This is a genomic window from Micromonospora sp. ATLC16, from assembly GCF_057196645.1.
On sequence record NZ_JBXUOW010000019.1, the window covers coordinates 47,033 to 69,753 of the forward strand.

Here is a 22,721-nt window from a genome sequence, read left to right on the forward strand (position 1 = left end):
CGCAACGGTTCGGCGAATGTGACCTGGAACACAAGCCTCGAACCGGATCGGTGTCCCGGTCGTGAAGACCGCACCTGTCGAGCCCGATCGAAACGGAGGTGTCATCGTGTCCCGCACCCCGGTCCGCACTCTGGCCGCCCCACTTGCCGCGGCCCTGCTCCTGGCGGGCTGCGCCGGGAACGAAGCCGCCGATCCGGCGGCGGCGCCCGTTCTCGCCGGTGGTGAGATCAAGCTGGTGGACGCACCGGCCTCCAGCGCCGGCCTGACCGGCGACGGCCGCGGCGACAATGCCGTTGCCGCCAGCCCAGCATCTCCGGCGGCCGGCACGACGCCTCCGGCGCCTGACCCGACGGCGCCCAGCCCGCAGGCCCCGGCCAAGTGGGTCCAGCTCTCCACCAACAAGGCCACCATCGGGGAAACGGTGACGGACGTAACCGGGTTCACCCTCTACAGCTTCGCCCGGGACCCGGCCGAGCCGCCCGCCTCGGCCTGCACCGGCACGTGCGCCGAGAGCTGGCCACCGGTACTGGTCCAGCCCGGGGGCCGGGTCTTCGTCGACGGATTGCAGACCGACGACATCGGTGCGATCCGGCGGCCCGATGGTGGCGTGCAGGTCACCATCGTCGGCCGGCCGGCCTACCGCTTCGGCGGCGACACGGTGCCCGGCGACCTGAATGGACAGGGCGTAGACAACGCCTGGTTCGCCTTCGGGTCCGACGGAGAGGCCATCGACGCACTGATCACGACGGCGGAGCTGAAGGCCGCGAAACCGGACCGCACCAGCACGCTGACCGCGAAGGAAGGCAGGGACGGCCCGATCGTCGTCGACGACGACGGCGCGACGATCTACCGCTTCGACGGGGACGACACCGAACCGCCGGCCAGCAACTGCACGGACGCGTGCGCCGCACTGTGGCAACCCGTGGTCGCCAGGAACGGCGGCAAGGTCGAGCTCAAGGGCATCGACGACGGCCGGGTCTGGTGGCTGAGCCGCAAGGATGGGACCAAACAGGTGACGTTGGACGGATCGCCGCTCTACCGCAACGTCGCCGACAAGAGCACCGACACGATCATCACCAGCGCCGCCACCCAGGGCTGGACGGCGGCCCGATGATCCGCCGTGCCGTCCTGCTGCTGCTCGCGGCGCTCACCGCCGTCCTGGCCGTACCGGCAGCCGTCTCGGCAGCCCCCGACGAGGTGGTCAAGGTCGCCGTGGTGCGAAGCCCCGGAGAGAACGGCGGGCGCGCCGACTCCCTGGCACAGATCGCCCAGCGAACGCTCGGCGACCCGGCCCGCGCCGCCGAGATTCTCGACCTGAACCGGTCCCGCCCGCAGAGCGACGGCGGCACCCTCACCGACTCCGGCGAGGTACGCCCTGGATGGGTTCTGTTGCTGCCGGCCGATGCGACGGGGCCCGACGTCCGGCTCGGCCGGATCGGCTCCACCGCGGCCGCCGACAGCACGCCGTTGCTCACCTGGAAGGTCGCCGCCGCGCTGCTCGGGGCGGTGATCCTGGCCCTGCTCAGCCTCCTGGTGATCTTCCGCCGCCGGCTCGTCTCTTGGCTTCGCCGACGTCGCCGCGCCTACGCCGACAACGCCCGTTGGCACCGCCAGATCCAGGAACGAATGCGTACGCGCGCGCAGCTGTCCGCCGAGTTCACCGCCGACCAGAATCGTCCCGCGCTGGCCTGGCAGGCGTCCGCCGAACTGACCGCCGATCAGGTCGAGGCGTACGCTCTGCGCGTGGACACTGGCGCGGTGACCGCCTGGGTCACCGCCGACCACACCCCGCGAACGCCCTGGCTGGCCGAGGCCGACGGTGTGTGGACGCGCCCCGCCGACGCCGCCGCCGGACGGCCCACCCGGGGTGACGCGGTCACGCCGTGCCTGGTGCGGGTTGGCGGAGACGACAACGGAACCCTGTTCGTGGATCTCACCTGGCTCGACGGAGTGCTGGCGATCGGTGGATCGGCCGGGGTCGCCATCGACGTCCTGGCCAACCTCATGGCCGACCTGACCCGCTTCCGTCCGGATCTGCCGGTGCTGTCGGTGCCGGGACTCGGCGGCCAGCCACCCGGCCTGCCACAGTCCGCACTACGCCTGCGATCCGTCACTGAGCTGCGGATAAATGACTCTGGCCAGGAGACCGACGACGGGATGGTGCGCCTTGCCGCCCGCCGTCGCTCGCTCACCGCCCTGGCGGTGATCGCCGAGACGCCGCCGGCCGACGAGGCAGCGCATCTGCTCGCCGCCTGTGGGCCCGGCACCGGGCAGGTCGCGATCGTGCTCGGCGATCTTCCGGGCGCGCGGTGGCGCTGGCACGCTGAGGCGGACGGAAAGGTCCGCCTGCCGGAGATCGGTGTGACGGCGACCGCGCCGTCCCGCTAGGCCACCGAACGAAATCTCACGCCGGCCCGAACAGGACCACTTCAGGAAGGCTCGCGATGTCCACGACCACCTTCACCGCCGCCCCGGCAGCACCGGTGCGCCGCATCGGCCAGGCCCGGGTCGCGTACCTGCTGCTCTGGATCTTTCTCCTGGTCAACCTGGTGATCCTCCAGGTCATGTTCGCCCACCCGAGCCGGCCGGTGCCGAACACCCTGACCGGGATCGGCCGTTTCCTCGGCCTGCATCTGGGTTTCGTGGTGGCACTGCAACTACTGCTGATCGGTCGGGTGCCGTTCCTGGAACGACGGATCGGCATGGACAAACTCACCAACTGGCACCGCTGGACCGGGTTCGCGATCTTCTGGCTGGTCGTGCTGCATCCGACCTTCGTGATGCTCGGCTACGCACAGCTCGACCGGATCTCGTTCTTCGCCGAGATCCCGAACCTGGCCAAGCAGATGCCGGTACTACTCGGCATGATCGCCGCAGTCCTGATCGGCGTCATGGCGTTCACCTCGGTACGGATGGCCCGCCGGCGCATGTCCTACGAGACCTGGCACGCCATCCACCTGGTGGTGTACGTGGTGATCGTGCTCTCGGTGATCCACCAGATCTACGAGGGCGCCTCGTTCGCCAACAGCGACGTCACCAAGGCGTACTGGTGGGGGTTGTGGGCCTTCGCGGTCGGTTCGTTGCTGATCAACCGCCTGTTCGTGCCGCTGGTGCGCAACGTCCGGCACCGGCTGCGGGTCGTCGCGGTGGTGCCGGAGACCGACAACGCCGTGTCCGTCTACATTGCCGGCAACCGCCTCGACCGGCTGCGCGCCCGTCCGGGCCAGTTCTTCTGGTGGCGTTTCCCTGGGCACAACTCCTGGTGGCAGGTCAACCCGTGGTCGCTGTCGGCGGCACCCGACGGCCGCACGCTGCGGCTGACCGCGAAGGCGATCGGCTCCACCAGCGCTGGACTACGGCAGTTGCCGGTGGGCACCCGGGTCTACGCCGAAGGACCGTACGGTGCCCTCACCACCGCCAGCCGCACCCGGGAGAACACCCTGCTGATCGCCGGCGGCATCGGCATCACTCCGATCCGGGCGTTGCTGGAGGACCCGGAGCTGACCGGAGACGTCGTGGTGCTCTACCGGGCCCGCACCGCCGCCGACGCGGTGCTGATCGGTGAGCTGCGCAATCTCGTACAGGCCAGGGGCGCCCGCCTGCATCTGCTGACCGGTCGCACCGCCGACGGCAGCCAGCCGTTCAGCCCGGAGAGCCTGCGCGGCCTGGTCCCCGACATCGCCGAGCGGGACGTCTATCTGTGCGGTCCGGCGGCGATGGCCACCACTGTGCAGCGCAGCCTTCGCGCGCTGCGGGTTCCGGCCCGCCAGCGGCATGTCGAGGCGTTCCGGTTGGGGGTGTGAGTCTCAGCGGGGGCGATCGAGCAGTTGCCGGGCACGACGGTCGACGAATGCGAGCCCGAAACGCCTGGCGGCTGCTTGCGCGTCGGTGACGAGAGAGTGCGCCCGGTCGGGTTCGGTCCCGGCAAGCAGTTCGGCATAGGCGATCTGGGTGCGGGCGACGAGCAGAGGGGAGCGCAGCCGCCGGTTCACGGTCAGGGCGAGGTCGTAGGCGGCCGCCGCCTCCTCGCGGTGCCCGACGGTGGCCAGTGCGAGGCCGAGCCCGTAGGCGATCGAACCTTCGGTGGTGGCGCCGGTGCTGGCGACCCGGTCGCGCCAGCCGTCGAGCAGTGGCACGAGCCGGGAGGCGGGGAGGGGAAGGACGAGCCGGTGGCAGACCTCGGCCCACAGCATCAGGGAGGTCGACCAGAACTGGGGTGCGCCGCCTGCGGAGACGTCGAGGGAGTCGGTGAGCGCCCGGGCGTCGGCTGCCCGGCCGAGTTCGCACCACACGTAGGCCATGCCCGCCCGGAAGACCTGCAGCGTCGGGTTCTGGTGGAGGACCTGCCCCATGGCCTCGGCCACGTCTGCCAGCCGGTCCTGGGCCCGGCGGATCTGGAAGAGCTGGCCCGCGTAACCGAAGAACGCCTCGGGCTGACCGGTCGCCACGCCGAGTTCGAGGGCGGCGTTCGCGGCGGCCTCGGCTTCCGCCAGGTCACCGTCCAGGAAATGGTGCATCGAGGACGTCTGGGCGTCGGTCCAGCGGACGAAGGGTTCCGGACTGCGCTGGGCGAATGCGTGGCGGATGTCCCTCTCCCGGTTCATCGCCTCGCGGTCGCCGCGCTCAAGCGCGATCTCGTGGTGGGACATCGAGAGGATGCCGCGCAACCGCGCGTCACCGGTTCGCTCCGCGGCCGTGATGCCCACCTGCAACAACTGCTCACGACGATCAAGGGCGTCCAGCGTGCGCAGGGCGCTTTCGGTGAGCCGCACGACGTGCGCGAGGACGTGGTCGTCGCCGGCCTCGTGGGCGAGCGTCACCGCGCGGGCGGCGGCCTCTTCCAGGTCCTCGGCGGCGGTGGCATGGATCTCGATGGCGAGAATCGCGTGGAGCAGCGCGCCGTCCGCCGGGTCGGGCTGCGCGGCGATCGCACGGCGCAGGATCTGGACCCGGTCGTCGTCTGTCGTCCCGAATCCGCTGACGTCGCCCCGGTTGTTGGCGAGTGCGGCACGGACGAGAAGGCCGTCGTGGTCGAGTTCGATCGCGAGGCGACCGGCTTCGAGCAGCGTCTCACGGTGCGCGGGGTCACCGGATTGACGCTGGGCGGTGCCGAGACCGACGAGGCATTCACCGCGTTGCACCGTGGGACCGGCGGGAAGGAGCCCAAGGGCGTGGCGATACCAGTTGACCGCCTCGTCCGGCGCGACGTGAGTCAGCGCGTAGGCCCCCGCCTGCTGTGAATATTCCGCTGCCTTGGCCCGGTTCGCAGGTGCGACGGCATGGATCCAGTGGTGGGCGATCTCGGCCGCCCGTTCGCCCGCGTCATCGCCGACCCGTCGCTCCATCGCCTTCGCGACCGACTGATGGATGAACGCCCGCGCGGTGGGGTTCAACTCGGCGTACAGCGTGTGAGCGACGATGGCGTGCGTGAACGCGAATCGCCCGACGGCGTCGGTGACGAGAGCGTTGTCGACCGCCGGTGCCAGCCGTTCGAATGTTTGCAGTGGAGCTTCGCCGAGCAGTTCGGAGAGAAGATCGAGTTCGAAGTCCCGGCCGAGCACCGACGCGGTGTCCAACGCTCGCCGCGTTTCGGATCCGAGGCGCTGGACGCGGCGGCCCACGACCTCCCGGACGCTGACGGGCAGGCCCCGGGTCAGCAGCCGTGTCGGAGTCGCCCAGCGACCGTCCTGCTGGCGGCTGATCGCCCCGGTCTCGGCGAGATGACGCAGAATCTCGGTGACGAAGAACGGGTTGCCCTCGGTCTCGGCGCGCAACAGATCCCGCAGCGTGAGCCCGTTCTGGTCCATCTCGTGGCCGGCGATCGTCTCCAGCAGGCCGAGCATTTCGCTGTTGTCGAGACCGCGCAGGGCCAGCCGGGTGGTCCCCGGCTCGCGATGGGTGGCGGCCAGCAACGCGTTCAGCGGATGCGAGGCGTCGAAGTCGGAATCGCGCAACGTCGCGATCACCAGGACCGGCGTCGTCAGGGCCCGCTCGGCGACGTGCCGCAGCAGAGCGAGCGTCTGCATGTCCGCCCAGTGCAGATCGTCGAGCACGACGAGCGCCGGTCGACCGCGCACCGAGACGGCATCGAGTATGTCGAGGACCGAGTTGTAGAGCGCGAACCGGGCCGAATCCGATTCCAGGTTCATCGCGCTCGCGCCGCCCAGCAGCGGTGCGAGCGCGTCGCGGCGGCCGTCGACGACATCGTGGGCATCGCGGTCGAGACTCGTCAGCACTTCCCGCCAGGGTTGATAGGGAATCGACAACTCCTCGTCGCAACGCCCGTACAGCACCACCGCCTCGTGCTGCACCGAGGCCGCGAACACCGAACACAGCGTCGTCTTACCTATCCCCGCCTCGCCGCTCAGCAGCACCATCCGACGCTGCCGCGAGGCGAGCACCTCCTTCCACGCGTCCGTGAGTGCCGCACGTTCGTGCTGCCGTCCGGAAAATCCGAGACCTGACGACATCGCCAACCGTGCGGGTAGCGGCCCGGCATCTCCAGCCGCCGAGCTGGCCGGCGTCTGGGTGACGGGCCCGATGAACTGGTAGCCCCGGCGATAGACGGTACGGATCAGCCGCTGTTCCTTGCCGGCGTCGCCGATCGCCAGCCGGACGGCCCGGAGCACCGTGGTGACCGCGGCTTCGGTCACGAAACGGTCGCCCCAGACCGAGTCGAGAAGCTCCTCCTTGGAGACGACTCGGTCGCGATTCCTCATCAGGTGCAGCAGGACGTCGAAGGCCCGTGGCTCCAGCGGGACACGCTTGCCCGCGAGCCGCAGTTCGTAGAGCGAGGTGTCAAGCTCGAACCCGTCAAAACGGTACGGAGCGCCTTCCACAGGCGGACGATACCATCCACGCTGTCGAAGCCAGCCCGGCGATTCTGGCATGATCCTTACTCCGCTCGACCTGACCGGAGACCTCGTGACCGACGTACGCCGCCCCCCGCACGCATCGGCGTCCCGACCACGTGTCGGCCGCCTGCTGGTCCTGCTCTTTCCGGCCACGGCGGCCATGTACGCGCTCTTCAACGGCATCTCGGCGGTCATCCTCCCGGCGCAGGTCGAGGCGGTGGACCCGGCGTCGAAGGTCGGCAACCTCGCCCTGCTCAATACGCTTGCCGCCGTCGCGACGATGGTGGCGATTCCCCTCGGTGGTGCGCTGTCCGACCGCACGCGTTCCCGGTTCGGTCGTCGGACGCCCTGGATCGCCGGGGCCGCAGTGGTCTCGGCTGTCGCCTGCATCCTCATGGGCTTGGCCGACAGCCTGCTGGGGCTGATCGCGACCACCCTGGTGTTGTGGTTCGCGGCGAACCTCTACTCCGGCGCGATCACCGCGATCCTGCCCGACCGGGTTCCCGATGACCGTCGTGGCCTGGCGGCCGGAGTCATCGGGATGGGCACCCCGGCCGGCGTCGTGCTGGGCGTGCAGGTCGCCAGCCGGGTGAGCCAACTGACCGCCTATGCGGTCATCGCCGGGGTGCTGCTGGTCACCACCGCGCTGCTGTTGGTCGGAGCCCGGGAGGGGTCGGCGCGGGACCTGCCGCTCGTCGTGCGTGAGCGCAGGCGTCTCGGCGAGCTGCTGCACTCGTTCTTCGCCGCCTTCGCCGCCCGCGACTTTCGGCTGGCATTCGCCAGCCGGTTCATGCTCTTCGCGTCCTACTACGTGGTCAGCGGCTACCTCTACTACACCTTGCAGGACTACATCGGCTCCGAGAACGTGCCCGGCGAGAATGTGGCGGCGGCGGTGACGACCATGCTGACGCTGAGCATCCTGGTGTGGGTGGTCGTGGCTGGCCTCACGGGCTGGATCGCCGACAAGGTGGATCGCCGGAAGATGGTCGTCGGGGTGAGTGCCCTCGGCGTCGCCGCGTCGATGACCATCCCCCTGGCGATGCCCACCTGGACCGGAATGCTGATTTACGCAGCCTGCCTGGGCGCCTCGATCGGCACCTACTTCGCAGTCGACCTGGCAGTCATGTCCCTGGTCCTGCCCGATGCCGACAGCGAGGGCCGTGACCTGGGCATCCTGCAGGTGGCCACCGGCTTGCCGCAGCTGCTGGCCGGAGCGGTGGCCGGTGCGTTGATCACCTGGTTCGGCGGTTACCCGGCGCTGTTCGTCTTCGGATTCCTGTGCGCTGTGGCATCCGGGCTGCTGATACTACGCATCCGCAGCATCCGGTGATCGCGGAGCGGCGTCGATGCGCAGCACAGCGAGCTGGAGGACACATGGTTGTGAACGTGAGCGAGGCCCCCGAGGCCAATCGGTACGAGGCTCGGGTCGAGGGAGAGTCGACGGTCGCGGGTTTCGCGCAGTACATCCGCACTGCGGAACTCGTGGCGTTCGTGCACACCGAGGTCTCGCCGGCGTACGAGGGCAGGGGAGCGGGTGCGGCGCTGGCCCGTGCCGCTATCGACGCGGATCCGGGGGACGGCGCGCGCTTAGATTCCGAAGCCGCCGGTGCCGGCGAGGCCGGTGCCGCCGGCCCGCCGTGATTCATCGTTCTGCTGGAGCCGGTACTGCCAATTCCCGGCGAACCGGTGCCACCACACCTCGAATCCGTCTTCACCGAGCAACTCCACGGCCTTCGCCACGGCATCGGGCTCCCACCGGAAGGCGGTGATCCCCTTCTGCCGCGTGATCGCCGAGATGAGCTGTTCGGCGGTCGACCCGCCTGACTCGGCCGCGTGCACATGAGCGATGTCGCCCCTGCGCACGTACCTCCACAGCGGCTTGCCGATGATTGCCGCGATGGCTCGCTCCCGCGCCTCGATCGGGGCGTACCACTCGTCGAGCATTCGCGAGGCCGCTTCCCGTACCGGCGCGTAGGCGTTGTCGGCGGCGTCGAGCGCCGTGCGGTGCCGGGCCAGGGCACGCTCGGCGGCGGCCTTGCGCCGGAACCACGGTGGGTGATCCCGGGCCGCGTGCCGGTCGCGCTCGGCAACCTGGATCAGGGTCAGGTAGTTCTCCGCCGCGGCCCGCCACTGCGCGGCCGTGGCCGGTTCAAGGTCCACCCACAGGAACTGCCAGTCCCGCTCGGCGGGGCGTAGGTCGAACCGGTCGGCCAGATCGCGGTCGACGAAGTAGCGGTGCCGGGACTCGTCATCGACCCACACCACGGTCAACACCGCGACCGGCTCGTCGTCCCATCGGATGCTCATCGTCCTGCCCTGCCGGCGGACAATCATGTCGCCGCGTGGCAGCGGAAGCCGGAAACGGTAGAGGGCGACCCGGGTCGTCTTCATCGTCTCATTGTGCGCCGCGCCAGCCGCGATCGAGCACGACGCGGAGCCGGTACCAGTCGGACCAGCGCGGGCCACCCCGCCGTGGGACAGCGCCTCGGCCGCGGCGGAGAACCCGGGAACAGCGGGCGCAGACTGGGAGCGGAACCATTACTCCGGTGCATGGCAGGTAGGTGCGGATTGCGGTGCCTCGGGTGAAGGGCTGAGTCAGGCTGTCGGCCCGGGTACGGTTGGCGGCGGTCGGATGTGCAGGTGTCGACCCGGGAGGCAGCGGTGTGGCCCGGTGCGGCGGCCGGGAAGGAGTGGGTGTGACGCGGCGGAAAGCCCTTGTGGTCCGAGGCGGGTGGGAGGGCCACCGGCCGGTCGAGGCGACAGAGTTGTTCATCCCGTTCCTCGAACGCAGCGGATACGCGGTACGGGTGGAGGGGTCGACCGAGATCTACGCCGACGCCGCCGAGCTGGCCGACACCGACCTCATCGTGCAGTGCATGACGATGTCGCAGATCACCGCCGAGCAGGTGGCGGGCCTGGCCGCGGCGGTCGTCGCCGGCACGGGTCTCACCGGCTGGCACGGCGGCATCGTCGACTCGTTCCGCGTCTGTTCGGACTACCTGCACCTGGTGGGCGGCCAGTTCGCCACCCATCCGGGGGTCCAGCCGTGCGACCGTGCCGGCGGCGAGGCGGACAACTTCCTGCCCCACGCGGTCACCATCACCGACCTCGGCCGGGAGCATCCGATCACCGCCGGGATCGAGGACTTCGACCTGGTCACCGAGCAGTACTGGGTACTGCACGACGACCTGATCGACGTCCTGGCCACCACCACCCACCCGACCCGGGAGTGGCACCCGTGGCACCGGCCGGTCACCTCACCGGCGATCTGGACCCGACGCTGGGGCGCTGGGCGGGTCGTGGTGACGACTCCGGGGCACAGCCTCGACGTGCTGGAGCACCCGAGCGTCCGTACCGTCATCGAGAGGGGAATGGTGTGGGCGACCCGCACGGCGTCGGCATCGTAGGTCTCGGGGTCATCTCCCGTGCGTACCTGAACACGCTGGCCGACCATCCGACCGTGCGCGTGGTCGCGGTGGCCGACCTGGACGCGGCCCGGGCCGACGCAGCCGCCGCCACGATTCCCGGCGCGGAGGCGGTCAGTGTCGAGCGACTGCTTCACCACCCCGACGTGGAAACGGTGCTCAACCTGACCATCCCGGCGGCGCACGCCGAGATCTCGTGCGCGGCGCTCGACGCCGGCAGGCACGTCTACGTCGAGAAGCCGCTCACCGTCACGTTCCCGGAGGGCCTGTCGCTGATGAACCGGGCGGCGTCGGCCGGCGTCCGCGTCGGATGCGCGCCGGACACCGTTCTGGGCACCGGTACGCAGACCGCCCGAGCGGCCATCGACGGTGGCCTGATCGGACGCCCGTTCTCCGCGTCGGCCGTCATGGTCACCCCGGGACACGAGCGCTGGCACCCCAACCCCGACTTCTACTACGCCCCGGGCGGCGGCCCACTCATGGACATGGGGCCGTACTACCTCTCCGCTCTGGTCCACCTGCTCGGGCCGGTCCGCGCGGTCATCGGAGCGGCGAGCCGGCTGCGGGACACCCGGGTCATCGGCTCGGGACCCCGCCTCGGGCAGCGGATCCCGGTGGAGGTCCCGACCCACGTGAGCGGTGTGCTGGAACACGCGAATGGTGCCCTGAGCACTCTCACGACCACCTTCGACGGTGTCGCCACGACGGCCGTGCCGATCGAGGTACAGGGGGAGGAGGGCACCCTCGCCGTGCCCGATCCGAACAACTTCGACGGCGAGGTCCGCCACCTCGCGCTCGGCGGCTCCGAGTGGCGCACCCTTGAACCGCAGGCCGGCTACGTCGCCGCCGCCCGGGGAGTCGGCCTGATCGACCTGGTCCGGGCCGACGAGACGCGTCCACCACGGGCCAGCGGCGACGTGGGGCTGCACGTACTCGACATCATGAGCAGCCTGCTCCGGTCGGCCGCCGAGGGCCGGCGGATCGAGCTGACGACGGCGGTCGAACGCCCCCCTGCCGTCCCGCTCACCCCGGTCGAGGACTGGCTGTCCGCCGTCGCGTCCGAGGGTTGAGTACGCCGGCACCCTGAGCGTCTGCCCTGGCGACGCGGCAGGCGGCGGGTGCGTAAGCCGCCTGCCGCCGCCTGCCCGCTACTCGGTGAAGTAGGTGGCGCTCTCCGCGTCTGCGGGGTAGTAGGACTCGATCGCGATCTCGTCGATGGTGATGTCCATCGGGGTGCCGAATGTGGTGATGGTGGAGAACAGCCGCAGTTCTCGTCCGTCGACGTTGAGGATCATCGGGAGCACGACGTCGGCGTCGATCCGTTGGTCTGACGTGTCGTCGGGTTCGGGCGCCAGGAGTTCTTCGTAGAGTGCGGTGAGGTCAGGGTCGGGAGCGGTGGCGAGTTGGCGTGCGATCCGGGTGCGGAACGCCGCGCGTACGTCGGCGAGGTTGACGACCAGGCGGGCGAGCCCGCGTGGATGCAGTCCCAGCCGTACCAGGCTGACCGGTGGTCGCAGCAGGTCGGGGGCTACCTGTGCGAAGAACGGGTCGACGGCGCGGTTGGTCATCACGATGTTCCATCGGCGGTCGAAGACCACCGCTGGGTACGGCTCGTGGGCGTGGAGCACCCGGCGGATCGCGTCGTGGGCGGCCGTCAGCGCATTGTCGTCGAGTGGACGTTCGGTGTAGCGGGGTGCGAAGCCGCCGGCGAGCAGGAGCCGATTGCGATCGCGCAGCGGCACGTGGAGTTGAGCGGCGAGCCGGAGGATCATGTCCGCGCTCGGTCTGGACTTGCCCGTCTCGACCAGGCTGACGTGACGGGCCGAGACGTCGGTGGCGATAGCGAGATCGAGTTGGCTGAGTCCCCGGCGTTGTCGCCACTGCCGTAGGAGTTCTCCGACCGTGTGCACGATCATGGAGCGTACCCATCGATGGGCCGGGCGCCATGAAATCCGATGTCATCGACAGACGTCGCGGATGTGGAAACACTGCGTCCATGACCACGCAGAACAAGACCATCGTCCAACGGGCGCTGGCAGGGCTGATCGAGACGGGTGACCTCGATGCGCTCGCGCAGTCGCTGAGTGACGACTTCGTGCACCACCGGCCGGGTTCGACCACCTCGACCAAGGGGGAATGGCTCGCGGCCGTCCGTGCCGCGCTGGTGCCGCTCGCCGGTATGCAGGTCCAGATTCACCAGGTGCTGGCCGACGGTGATCACGTCGTGGTGTACTCACGGCGCTGGCTTCCGGACGCCGGGCCGGAGATCGCGGTCGTCGACATCTGGCGGATCGACGACGGGCTGATCACCGAAGGGTGGGAGATCATCGAGCCGGTCGCCCAGGTCGCCGCGAATCTGGTGTGGTGGGAGCCGGCCCAGCGCTGACCGTCACCGACGGCACCGTGCGGTTCAACGGGTAGGGGCGGCGCGACGTCGCGATCCAGGAGCCCGCCCCTGGATCGCGACGCCTCGCTGCTGCTGCCCGGCCGATGGACGGTCGCCGTCGCCTCCGGTCGACCGTCGGCCCTACTGGCGGCTGCCGGTTCGGGCGGCCCGCTCGACTCTGGCGGTCAGACGGCACGGGTGGCCACACATTCGCCGGTGTGCGGGTGCCCAGAGGGACCGTCGGCTCCGCGTCGCCGACCGCTGCCGCGACTACGGCGTACGACTTTCGAGGTCGCTCTTGAGGGTGGCCAGCATGCCCACCGCGGCGCTGGCGTACTCGCCGATCCACCGGTCGTGGATGTGCTTGATCGGTAGCGGGTCGAGATGGTTCCACCGCTCGCGGCCCTTGCGCTGGGCGATGACCAGCCCGGCCGCCTCCAGCACCCGCAGGTGCTGCATGACCGTGCAGCGGTCCAGGTGCGGGAACCGTTCGCAGAGGTCACCGGTGGTCCGGGCCTGGTCCTTGAGCGCGTCGAGGATCTGCCGCCGGGTCGACGACGCCAGCGCTTTGAAAACGCGGTCCTCGTCGACCTGTTCCGGGCTGACGCGTCCGCCACGAAGGCTCGACATGTTATAAAACTATAACGTGTTGACGATGCGAGAGGGGACCGCCATGGACCTGCGATTCAAGATCGCCGGGCGGATCAGCCGTCCGCTGCACGAGGTGTTCGAGGCGGTGGTCGATCCCGACCAGCTCTCCCGGTACTTCACCACCGGTGGCGCGAAGGGCAGACTGGTCACCGGCGCCACCGTCAGCTGGGATTTCGCCGACTTCCCCGGGGCCTTCCCGGTCGAGGTGGTCGAGGTCGAACAGGACCGGCGGATCGTGCTGCGCTGGGAGGCGGCCGATGGCGCCCAGTCCACAAACGACGCACCGGTCGCCGGTGCCTCCTACTTCACCACCGTCACCATGGAGTTCGAGTCACTCGATGACGATCGGACCCTGGTCACCATCGCCGAGCAGGGGTGGCGGCCCACCCCCGAGGGCCAGGCGGCCTCGTACGGCAACTGTGAGGGCTGGACCAACATGCTCTGCTGTATGAAGGCGTGGCTGGAACACGGCATCAACCTGCGTGAAGGGTTCTTCGTCTGACCCGTTCCGGGTCGGTCAGGCGTGCGACGTGTGGTGTTCGGTGACGGCGTGTCCCATCCGGGTCACCGCCTCGGTCAGGATCTCCGGCGACGTGGCGAAGTTGAGCCGTACGAAGCCGGCACCGCCGGTGCCGAAGACGTGCCCGGAGCTGAGGGCGACCCGTGCACGGTCGAGGAACAGCCTCGCCGGCCCGCCGATGTCGGTCACCACGCCCGGCTCGTCGCCGACCGGGACGCTGTCGATGCGGAGGGCGGTGCAGTCCAACCAGGCGAGGTAGGTGCCCTCGGGGCGGTGGTACCGGATGGCCGGCGCATGCCGGGCCAGCAACACCCCCAGCAGTTCGCGGTTGCGGTCGAGACCGGCCAGCAGGCGGTCCAGCCATTCACCGCCGTCGCGGAAGGCGGCGGTGTGCGCGACGACGCCCAGGTGACTCGGCCCGTGGCAGACCTCCTCCGGCATCCGCCGCAGATCGGCGACCGCGTGCCGGCCCGCCACCACCAGCGCCGACTTCAGCCCGGCCAGGTTCCACGCCTTGGAGGCGGACAGCACGGCCAGGGCGTCCTCGGTGCCGGACACCGTGAGGTACGGAACGAACCGCGCCCCGGGCAGCACCAGCGGGGCGTGGATCTCGTCGGAGACCACCCGTACCCCGTACCGGCCGGCAAGGTCGGCGACCGCTTCGAGTTCGGCACGCCGGTGCACGACACCTGTCGGGTTGTGCGGGTTGCAGAGCAGGAACACCGCCCGGCGGCCGCCCGCGCGGGCCCGGCGGAACGCCTCGCCCAGCGTCGCCAGGTCCATCCGCTGGTCCGCGCCGAGCGGTGCCTCGATCACCTGCCGGTCGGCGTGGCTGACGAAGGCGTAGAACGGCGGGTAGACCGGTGCGCAGACCACGACCGCGTCGCCGGGAGCGGTCAGCAGCCGGAGCACCTCGACGATGCCGAGCATCACGTCCGGGACCAGGGCGGTGCGGTCGACCGCCAGGTCGGACCAGCCCCACCGGCGGGCCGCGAAGTCGGCGAGCGCCTCGGCGTACCCCGTGCCGTAGGCATATCCGGTGTCACCACGCCCGACCGCGTCGTGCAGCGCCTCGGCGACCGGCGCGGCCAACGGCACGTCCATCTCGGCCACCCACAGGGGCAGCACGTCATCGGCGTACTGGCGCCACTTGACGCTGGTGCGGCGGCGCAGTTCGGCGAGGGAAAGCTGGGTCAGCGGATTCACCATCGGCACGGTCGGTCGAGCCTCGCGGGCCACTGAGCTGGCCATGCCGCGCTCCTGTCGGACTGGTCGTCGTCTGGAAAGGGCCTAGATCATCGCATCGTACCCATCGCAGCTCGATTGTCGACGGTGGACGAAGGCCGTCGGCTGCTGCCAGGCTGTCCGGCCATGGACGGTATCGCTGCGCAGCTACCCGCACTACTCGGTGTGCTGATCGGCACGGTCGGCACGATCGTCGCCACCTCGCTGGCCGACCGGTCGCGGTGGCGACGCAACCAGACGGTGCGCTGGGACGAGCGCCGACTCGACGCGTACGCCGAATTCGCCCGTGCGCTCAAGGAGGCACACACCATCGCCAGCCGGCTGACCGGCGGTCACGTCGACCGGGACGCGGCGCTCGCCGCGCTCGCGGAGGCCGACTTCCGGCACACCCTGGCCTGGGAGAACACGCTACTGCTCGGCGACGCGCCGACGGTGACGGCGGCGCGGGCGTGGCGGGACACCGTCTGGGAGGTCGAGCGGCTGGCCCGGGACGGGCAGGCCGATGCCGACCGGTCCACGTTGCTGCACCGCGCCAACGAGGCACGCGACGCGTTCTACCGTGCCGCGCGTGGCGGACTCGGGGTCGGCGGCGGGTCGGTGGCCCAGGCCGAACTGCTGGTGAGCAGGCTCAACCTGCCAACCACCCCACCCACCGGAGCCCCGGCCCAACGGTGACCGCCGGCCCGGCGCGCGGGCCGGGTGCGGCTCAGGCGGGCTGGTCGAGGATGGCGCTGAACCGCTGCTCGGCCAGGTCGAGCTGATCCAGGATGTGCCGCTTCACAGGCTCACTGGCCCCGGAATGCCGGCATTTCCTCTTCTTGCCGACCGAGTTCGGTCCGCCAAGGCGCTATCGCCCACGGCACGGCGAGTTCCGACGGTAGTCGGCCCTCGTCGGCCACCCGACGTAGCACCTCATTGACGCCGCGCACCCGCAGCACCCGCTGCGCGCCGGCACCGACGGCGTCCACCAGCGCGCCATCGAGCAGCGCCGGCTCGGGTGCCGCCTGCAGGGCGGTCAGGACGGCGGTGAACGGCGCGGTCCGGGCCAGCGGCGCGATCAGCGGTACCCGTGGATCGGCCCGGTGGGCCAGCAGGTTCTCCAGCAGCCCGCGCCGTCCGGGCACCGCACGGGCGGTGGGTTCCCCAGGCAACAGCAGTCGATCGGTCGGGTACTCCAGCACCGCGCGCCCGGCGTCGCCGGTGACGATCACCTCGCCGGCGATGAAGTCCTCGCCGGCCAGGGTCACCGCGGCCACGATCGGCGGGCCGTGCCGATGCCGCACCCGCAGCGCTGCGGTGTCGTCCACCTCGATCGGCCGCACCCGGTAGCGCTCCACCTCGATGCTGACCGGCTCCACCGGTCCGCCGCCGACCACCTCGGCGACCGCCAGACACTGCATGACCGCGTGCGCGAGCGGGTTGGCCAGCGCACCGTCGAGCACCGGCCGCCCGTCGAGCAGCCGACGCCCGGCCCAGGGCGCGCGGGCGTAGTAGGCGTCCGGGCGTTGCCAGGCGGCCACCGTGGCGATGCCGCTGACCGCCCCCGACCGCCCGGCCGACACCGCATCCGTCAACGCGGTAAGCGCCGCCGAACCGAGCGCCTGGAACCCGACCTGGACGATCCGACCGGTGGTGGCCACCGCCCCGGACAGCTCCTGGTGCTCGGCGGTGGACAGCACCGGCGGCTTTTCCAGTAGCACGTCCGCCCCGGCGGTCACCGAGTCCCGGGCGATCCGTAGATGGGTGTGCGGTGGGGTACAGATGACCACCACGTCCGGCGTGACGTCGGCGAGCATCACCCGGTGATCGGGGAACACCGGGACGCCGGCCGGCACCGGCGCCGCCGGTTCGCACTCGATCGGCCGGGTGTCGACCAGGGCGACCAGGCGTACCCGGCCGGCATCGTGCAGCGGCCCGATCACGCGGCGATGCCAGCGCCCGTGCCCGTTCGCCCCCACCAGCGCCACCCGGGGACTCGTCACACCGAACCGGCCAGGGTGGCGCGTACACCGTGCTGGTGCAGGTCGGTGAGCCAGGCGACCACGTCGGCGCGGACCTGCGCGTCGGCGGCCACCGCGGGCGGGACGACCTCGTCGAGGCCGAGCACGGCATCCACCGCCCCCGACGGGGTCTGCGGCGCGGCGGCCAACGCCGCGTGGAGCCGCTCGGCCAGCGGGTCGTCCAGCGGCAGGGCGCGACCGTCGTCGGCGCTGCCCTGGACGAACCGGATCCAGGCGGCGACGACCAGCGCCGCCCAGCGAGCCGGCCGCCCGGCCGCGCGCAGGTCGGCGACCGTGTGCAGGATGCGCTGCGGCAGTTTCTGCGACCCGTCCATCGCCACCTGGAGGGTACGGTGCCGGATCGCCGGGTTACCGAAGCGTTCCAGCACCTGCTCGCCGTAGCCGACCACGTCCACCCCGTCGGGTGGAGCGAAGCTGGCGGCCACGTCCTCGGCGATCAGCCGGCGCAGCACCGTGTCCAGGTGCGGCAGCGTGAGGGCCTCCGCGATCGTCTCGCAGCCGGCCAGCGCGCCGAGATACGCGGTCGCCGAGTGCACGCCGTTGAGGGCGCGCAACTTCAGCCGCTCCCACGGCCCCGCGTCCGCGCAGAGCACCGCCCCGGCGCGCTCCCACGCCGGTCGGCCGCCGGGGAAGTCGTCCTCGATCACCCACTGGGTGTACGGCTCGGCCGCCACCGCCGCGAGATCCTCGACGCCGAGCGCCCGCTCGGCCGCGGCGAGGGTCTCCGGAGTGCTGGCGGGGACGATCCGGTCCACCATGGTGCCCGGGAAACCGACCTGCCCCTCGACCCAGTCGAGCACCTGTTGCGGTGTGCCGGCGTACGCCAGGGACTGGGTCACCAGGCCGCGCAGCCGGCGGCCGTTGGCAGGCAGGTTGTCGCAGCTGACCAGGGCGATCGGTCCGGCGTCGGCGGTGGCGCGGGCCAGCAGGCCGCGCACCAGCAGTCCCGGCACGGTGGCCGGCGGTCGGTCGGTGGTCAGGTCGGCGACCAGGTCGGTGTCGGGGCGCAGCGTGCCGGCGGCCGGGTCGAGTTGGTACGCCTTCTCGGTCACGGTCAGGGTGACCACCCGGATCGCCGGGTCGGCCAGCAGGGCCACCACCGCCTGCGGGTCGGCGGCAGCCAGCCGCACCCCGGCCAGTGACCCGACCACGCGGGTGTGCTGGTCGGCGGCGGAGAGCGTGCTGACGCTGAAGAGGTTGTCCTGGGCGGCCAGGGTCGCCACCATCCACGCGTTGCGGGGGGCCACGCCGATGATGCCCCAGTCGCCGCCGGCCAGGCCGATCGCCTGCTCGGTGTAGATGGCCTGGTGGGCACGGTGGAAGGCGCCGAGCCCGAGGTGCACCACACCGGCCGGCACGGTGCCCGGACGGACCAGGGGACGGGTCTCGGCGGGCAACCGGCGTACCGCGCCCAGCCCGAGTCGGGACGCGCCCACGGTCACCGCCATGCCGGGCCGTCCGGGAAGCGGAAGGTGGCGATCGACTCGGGGCGCATGGTGGCGCTGTAGCCGGGAGCGGTCGGCAGCAGGTAGCGCCCGTCGCGGGTGCGTACCGGGTCGACGAAGTGCTCGTGCAGGTGGTCGACGTACTCCACCATCCGTCCCTCCAGACCGGTGCCCACCCGCAGGTAGTCGAAGATCGCCAGGTGCTGCACGTACTCGCAGAGGCCGACACCACCGGCGTGCGGGCAGATCGGCACCCCGAACTTCGCCGCCATCAGGATCTCGGCGAGCACCTCGTCAACCCCGCCGACCCGACAGGCGTCGATCTGCATCACGCCGATCGCCTCGGCCTGCAACAGCTGCTTGAAGATGACCTTGTTGGCGGCCACCTCGCCGGTGGCGACCCGGCACCGTCCGCCGGTCAGCTCGTCCATCGCGCGGGCGATCCGGGCGTGGCCGAGGATGTCGTCCGCGTGCGTCGGCTCCTCGATCCAGTACGGGTCGACCTCGGCCAGCGCCGTCATGTTGGTGATCGCCTCGTCGACGTCCCAGACCTGGTTGGCGTCCATCATCAGCAGCGCGTCCGGGCCGATCTCCGACCGGATGATCCGGGCCCGCCGCAGGTCGTCGGTGGGCGGACCACCGACCTTCATCTTCATCGCCCGCCACCCCTGCGCGTACGCCTCCCGGGTCAGCGCGCGGACCTTGTCGTCGGGGTAGCCGAGCCAGCCCACCGAGGTGGTGTACGACGGGAAGCCCTCGCGTTCCAGCAGCGCCAGCCGGTCGGCGAGCCCGTCGCGCCCCTTGTCCAGGATGGCGGCGGCATCGTCGGCGGTGAGCGCGTCGGTGATGTGCGTGAGGTCGACGTTTGCCACCAGCTCGTCGGTGGGCAGCTCGGCCAGGTAGCGCCACATCGGCTTGCCGGCCAGCTTGGCGCGCAGGTCCCACACCGCGTTGACCAGCGCGCCGGTGGCCATGTGGATGACCCCCTTCTCCGGGCCGAGCCAGCGCAACTGCACGTCGGCGACGAGCGAGCGCCAGAACGCCACCGGATCGGCGGTGATCTCCGCGACACTACGTCCCCGTACGTGATGGGCCAGGGCGTCGACGGCGGTGCAGGTGATCTCGTTGCCGCGGCCGTTGGTGAAGGTGAACCCGGCGCCGGTCGGCCCGTCGTCGGTGCTCAGCTCCACATAGGTGGCCGAGTAGTCGCCGCGGTTGATCGCGTCGGAGCCGTCGCCGCTGGCGGCGGTGGGGAACCGCACGTCGTGCACGGTCACCTCGGTGATGCTGGTCATGACTCTTCCCCGAACTTGAAGACCTGCTTCGGCAGGCGGTACGCCAGGTCGACGATGGTCTCGGCGGCCTCGTCCATGGGCAGCCGGTGCTCGGCGACCAGCCGGGCCAGGAAGCCGGCGTCGACGCGGCGCGCCACGTCGTGCCGGACCGGGATGGAACAGAACGCCCGGGTGTCGTCGACGAACCCGGCGGTGTTGTAGAAGCCGGCGGTCTCGGTCACCGACTCGCGGAAGCGCCGCAGCACCTCGGGGGAGTCCAGGAACCACCAGGGAGCACCGAGCAGCAGGGCGGCGTACCCGCCCGCGAGGGGCGCCAGCTCCCGGGTGAAGGTGTCCTCGTCGAGGGTGTAGAGCACCACCCGCAGCCGGGGGTCGTTGCCGTGTGCGTCGAGTAGCGGGGCGAGGGCGTGCACGTACTCGGTGACCTGGGGGATGTCGCCGCCCACGTCGCGGCCGTGCCGGGCGTGCAGCCACCGGTTGTGGTTGCGCACCGCCCCCGGGTGCAACTGCATGACCAGGCCGTCGTCGAGCGACATGCGGGCGAACTCCAGCAGCATGTGCGCCCGGAACGCCTCCGCGTCGCCCGGCTCCGCCGCGCCCCGCCGCGCCCGGTCGAACAGCGCCGCCGCGTCGGCGCCGAGATCGAGGGTACGGGCGGTGGGGTGGCCGTGGTCGGAGGAGGTGGCGCCGGCGGCGATGAAGGCGGCCCGGCGCGTCCGCAGGGCGGCCAGGTAGCCGGCGTACGTCCCGGTGTCCTCCCCGGTGATCTCGCCGAGCTGGTCGACGTTGCGCGACCAGCCGTCGGAGTCCAGGTCGACCACGTTGTCGGGACGGAAGGTGGTGACCACCCGCCCGCCGGGGCCGCCCCAGCCGTCGGCGGCGAGCTTGGCGTGCCGGCCCAGGTCGTCCAGGGGTGACTCGGTGGTGGCGAGCACCTCGATGTTGAACCGTTCGAACAGCGCCCGCGGCCGGAAGTCGGGCTCGGCGAGCCGGGCGGCGAGGGCGTCGTACACCTCGTCGGCGGTGCCCGGGGCGAGTCGGGTGTGCACGCCGAACACCTCGGTGAGGGTCTGCTCCAGCCACAGCCGGGACGGGGTGCCCCGGAACAGGTGCCACCCGTCGGCGAAACGACGCCAGATGCGCCGCCCGTCGGTCTCCACGGGGCTGCCGTCGCGGCTGGGCACACCCAGCTCGCCGGGGGAGACGCCCTGGCTGAGCAGCATCCGGGTCACGTAGTGGTCGGGCACGATGAGCAGCTGGGACGGGTCGGGGAACGGCTGGTCCTCGGCCAGCAGCGCCGGATCGACGTGCCCGTGCGGGGAGATGATGGGCAGCTGCGCCACCAGCGCGTACAGCTCCCGGGCCAGCGCGCGTTGGCCCGGCTCGGCGGGGAGGAGCAGGTCGGGTCTGGTCGAGGTGGGCACGGGGAGCGGCTCCTGTGATCGGTGTCAGTCGAGGGCGAGCAGTTCGGCGACCCGCACGGGGGCGCCGGTGTCGAAGGAGTGGTTGGCGGCCAGGCCGGTGAGCAGGGCCAGCGCCCCGTCGCGAGCGCTGGCCGCGCGGTGCAGCGGATCGGGTACGCCGCCGAACAGCACCTGGGTCATCCGGGCGTCCGCCCCGCCGTGCCCGTGCCGGGTGTAGCCGTCGACGTCGATGCGTAGCGGCGGTGACCAGAAGGGACGCAGGGTCAGTGTGGCGGCGCCACCCTCGTCGGCGGCCCGGTCACCGTGCAGCGCGGCGCCCTTGAGCGCACCGGCGGCGGCCGGGCTGACGAAGTCGCTCTCGGTGACCTCCAGTTCGAGGCGGCCCCGGCTGCCGTTGACCATCACCCGGTATCCCTCCCAGGGCGCGTACGCGGTGAGGTGGTAGGTCATGGTCGCCCCGGTGGAGTAGGTGGCCAGCACCGCCATGTCGTCCTCGATGCTGACCCCGGGGGCGAAGACGTTCTGGTCGCGGTGGTAGCCGTCCTCGGCCTCGGCGTCGAGGTACAGCTCGCGCAGTCGGGGGTGCTCGGCCAGCCGCAACGCGAACGGGTCGTCGTCGGCGGCCGGCGACGCGTGCGCCCGGTCGTAGTCGCGGGCGTAGCCGTGCCGGCGGCCGGCGTCACCGTAGAAGAACAGCCGGCCGACGGCGTAGACCTGCACGGGTGTGGCGTCCAGCCACCAGTTGACCAGGTCGAAGTGGTGGCTGGCCTTGTGCACCATCAGGCCGCCGGAGCTGGCCTTGTCGCGGTGCCAGCGGCGGAAGTAGTCGGCGCCGTGACGCACGTCGAGCAGCCACTCGAAGTGCACCGAGCCGATCTCGCCGACCACACCGTCGGCCAGCAACCGGCGCAGTTGTTCGTGCAGCGGGTTGTAGCGGTAGTTGAAGGCCACCGTCACCCGCCGGCCGGTGCGGCGTACCGCGTCGAGAATGCGCTGGCAGCGCCGGGCGTCGGTGGTCATCGGTTTCTCGGTGACCACGTCGCAGCTCGCCTGCAGTGCCGCCACCACGTACTCGTCGTGGGTGACGTCCACGGAGGTCACCAACACCACGTCGACGTGCTCCTTGGTCAGCATCGTGGCGAAGTCGCCCGCGTGGTAGGTCGGCACGGGCCGGTGGCCCAGCTCGCCGAGCCACCGGTTGTGGGCGTCCATCCGGGCCTGGTTGACGTCGGCGAGGGCGACCAGTTCGGCGGTGTCGGCGTGGTCGCGCACCAGCGCCCGGACGAACATCTCGGCGCGGGCGCCGGTGCCGACCACGGCGTACCGGGCCCGGCTGCCGGATTGCGGTGACACGGACCGACCCTCCTCGATCTATCTGCAAACCTTTGCATTGAAGTAACCACGGTCGATCGGCTCTCGTCAACGAAGGCCGGTAAATCGGCGACTTCTGTCCCA

General features: G+C 71.1%; 20 protein-coding genes. 10 read left to right on the forward strand and 10 right to left on the reverse strand.

Annotated elements, in window-relative coordinates; translation table 11 throughout:
• Positions 1–106 precede the first annotated feature (106 nt).
• From AC2CHE_RS10900 to AC2CHE_RS10910, 3 genes are read left to right on the forward strand one after another with little or no spacing between them, the layout of a single operon-like run.
• Positions 107–1,114 carry a hypothetical protein gene (locus AC2CHE_RS10900; protein ID WP_484504784.1) on the forward strand — a complete coding sequence of 336 codons (1,008 nt, stop codon included), beginning with the start codon at positions 107–109 and terminating at the stop codon, positions 1,112–1,114.
• Positions 1,111–2,388: a hypothetical protein gene (locus AC2CHE_RS10905; protein WP_484504785.1), complete on the forward strand. Its 1,278-nt coding sequence runs from the start codon at positions 1,111–1,113 to the stop codon at positions 2,386–2,388. The genes AC2CHE_RS10900 and AC2CHE_RS10905 overlap by 4 nt, the downstream gene beginning before the upstream one ends.
• A gap of 56 nt (positions 2,389–2,444) precedes the next feature.
• Positions 2,445–3,803, forward strand: coding sequence for a ferredoxin reductase family protein (locus AC2CHE_RS10910; protein ID WP_484504786.1), 1,359 nt, complete (start codon positions 2,445–2,447; stop codon positions 3,801–3,803).
• Positions 3,804–3,806: 3 nt separating this feature from the next.
• Here the strand turns inward: AC2CHE_RS10910 and AC2CHE_RS10915 are convergent, their stop codons facing one another.
• Entirely contained in the window at positions 3,807–6,839 is a 3,033-nt protein-coding gene (locus AC2CHE_RS10915) for an AAA family ATPase (RefSeq protein ID WP_484504787.1), read from the reverse strand.
• A 49-nt stretch (positions 6,840–6,888) separates the two neighbouring features.
• Between AC2CHE_RS10915 and AC2CHE_RS10920 the strand changes: the two genes are divergently transcribed.
• Both AC2CHE_RS10920 and AC2CHE_RS10925 read left to right on the forward strand, forming a co-directional pair.
• A complete protein-coding gene (locus AC2CHE_RS10920) occupies positions 6,889–8,184 on the forward strand; it encodes an MFS transporter (RefSeq protein ID WP_484504788.1) in 1,296 nt (431 codons plus the stop codon).
• A gap of 56 nt (positions 8,185–8,240) precedes the next feature.
• Complete coding sequence (locus AC2CHE_RS10925) at positions 8,241–8,495, forward strand: GNAT family N-acetyltransferase (protein ID WP_484504789.1); 255 nt, start codon at positions 8,241–8,243, stop codon at positions 8,493–8,495.
• Here AC2CHE_RS10925 and AC2CHE_RS10930 read toward each other — a convergent pair.
• A complete protein-coding gene (locus tag AC2CHE_RS10930) occupies positions 8,442–9,245 on the reverse strand; it encodes a hypothetical protein (protein WP_484504790.1) in 804 nt (267 codons plus the stop codon). The two genes, AC2CHE_RS10925 and AC2CHE_RS10930, sit on opposite strands and share 54 nt — an antisense overlap.
• 305 nt (positions 9,246–9,550) lie before the next feature.
• On the opposite strand from AC2CHE_RS10930, the gene AC2CHE_RS10935 reads away from it, so the two are divergent.
• Both AC2CHE_RS10935 and AC2CHE_RS10940 read left to right on the forward strand, forming a co-directional pair.
• Positions 9,551–10,261, forward strand: a complete 711-nt coding sequence (locus tag AC2CHE_RS10935; RefSeq protein ID WP_484504791.1) for a ThuA domain-containing protein — start codon at positions 9,551–9,553, stop codon at positions 10,259–10,261.
• Complete coding sequence (locus AC2CHE_RS10940; RefSeq protein WP_484504792.1) at positions 10,231–11,349, forward strand: Gfo/Idh/MocA family protein; 1,119 nt, start codon at positions 10,231–10,233, stop codon at positions 11,347–11,349. Before AC2CHE_RS10935 ends, AC2CHE_RS10940 begins: the two co-directional genes overlap by 31 nt.
• Positions 11,350–11,427: 78 nt before the next feature.
• Here AC2CHE_RS10940 and AC2CHE_RS10945 read toward each other — a convergent pair whose 3' ends face one another.
• Positions 11,428–12,195, reverse strand: a complete 768-nt coding sequence (locus tag AC2CHE_RS10945) for a helix-turn-helix domain-containing protein (RefSeq protein ID WP_484504793.1) — start codon at positions 12,193–12,195, stop codon at positions 11,428–11,430.
• 80 nt (positions 12,196–12,275) lie between these two features.
• Between AC2CHE_RS10945 and AC2CHE_RS10950 the strand changes: the two genes are divergently transcribed.
• On the forward strand, positions 12,276–12,665 hold the full coding sequence (locus tag AC2CHE_RS10950) for a nuclear transport factor 2 family protein (protein WP_484504794.1): 390 nt from the start codon (positions 12,276–12,278) through the stop codon (positions 12,663–12,665).
• Between the two features lie 270 nt (positions 12,666–12,935).
• Here the strand turns inward: AC2CHE_RS10950 and AC2CHE_RS10955 are convergent, their stop codons facing one another.
• Positions 12,936–13,295, reverse strand: coding sequence for an ArsR/SmtB family transcription factor (locus AC2CHE_RS10955; RefSeq protein ID WP_484504795.1), 360 nt, complete (start codon positions 13,293–13,295; stop codon positions 12,936–12,938).
• 25 nt (positions 13,296–13,320) lie between these two features.
• Here AC2CHE_RS10955 and AC2CHE_RS10960 point away from each other — a divergent pair, with 25 nt between their 5' ends.
• On the forward strand, positions 13,321–13,818 hold the full coding sequence (locus tag AC2CHE_RS10960; RefSeq protein WP_484504796.1) for an SRPBCC family protein: 498 nt from the start codon (positions 13,321–13,323) through the stop codon (positions 13,816–13,818).
• Between the two features lie 15 nt (positions 13,819–13,833).
• Here the strand turns inward: AC2CHE_RS10960 and AC2CHE_RS10965 are convergent, their stop codons facing one another.
• Complete coding sequence (locus tag AC2CHE_RS10965; RefSeq protein WP_484504797.1) at positions 13,834–15,087, reverse strand: MalY/PatB family protein; 1,254 nt, start codon at positions 15,085–15,087, stop codon at positions 13,834–13,836.
• A gap of 120 nt (positions 15,088–15,207) precedes the next feature.
• Between AC2CHE_RS10965 and AC2CHE_RS10970 the strand changes: the two genes are divergently transcribed.
• Positions 15,208–15,756 (forward strand): hypothetical protein, encoded by a 549-nt coding sequence (locus tag AC2CHE_RS10970; protein WP_484504798.1) that lies wholly within the window; start codon positions 15,208–15,210, stop codon positions 15,754–15,756.
• Between the two features lie 110 nt (positions 15,757–15,866).
• Here AC2CHE_RS10970 and AC2CHE_RS10975 read toward each other — a convergent pair whose 3' ends face one another.
• The 5 genes from AC2CHE_RS10975 to AC2CHE_RS10995 are packed head-to-tail and all read right to left on the reverse strand — an operon-like array spanning position 15,867 to position 22,619.
• Positions 15,867–17,048 carry a Gfo/Idh/MocA family protein gene (locus AC2CHE_RS10975; RefSeq protein ID WP_484504799.1) on the reverse strand — a complete coding sequence of 394 codons (1,182 nt, stop codon included), beginning with the start codon at positions 17,046–17,048 and terminating at the stop codon, positions 15,867–15,869.
• 11 nt (positions 17,049–17,059) lie between these two features.
• A complete protein-coding gene (locus AC2CHE_RS10980) occupies positions 17,060–18,550 on the reverse strand; it encodes a mannitol dehydrogenase family protein (protein WP_484504800.1) in 1,491 nt (496 codons plus the stop codon).
• Positions 18,541–19,842, reverse strand: a complete 1,302-nt coding sequence (locus tag AC2CHE_RS10985) for an enolase C-terminal domain-like protein (RefSeq protein WP_484504801.1) — start codon at positions 19,840–19,842, stop codon at positions 18,541–18,543. Before AC2CHE_RS10985 ends, AC2CHE_RS10980 begins: the two co-directional genes overlap by 10 nt.
• The gene (gene uxaC, locus AC2CHE_RS10990) at positions 19,839–21,266 is read right to left on the reverse strand and encodes a glucuronate isomerase (protein WP_484504802.1); all 1,428 of its coding nucleotides are present in this window, start codon (positions 21,264–21,266) and stop codon (positions 19,839–19,841) included. Before uxaC ends, AC2CHE_RS10985 begins: the two co-directional genes overlap by 4 nt.
• A 24-nt stretch (positions 21,267–21,290) precedes the next feature.
• Entirely contained in the window at positions 21,291–22,619 is a 1,329-nt protein-coding gene (locus tag AC2CHE_RS10995; RefSeq protein WP_484504803.1) for a Gfo/Idh/MocA family protein, read from the reverse strand.
• Positions 22,620–22,721 lie beyond the last annotated feature (102 nt).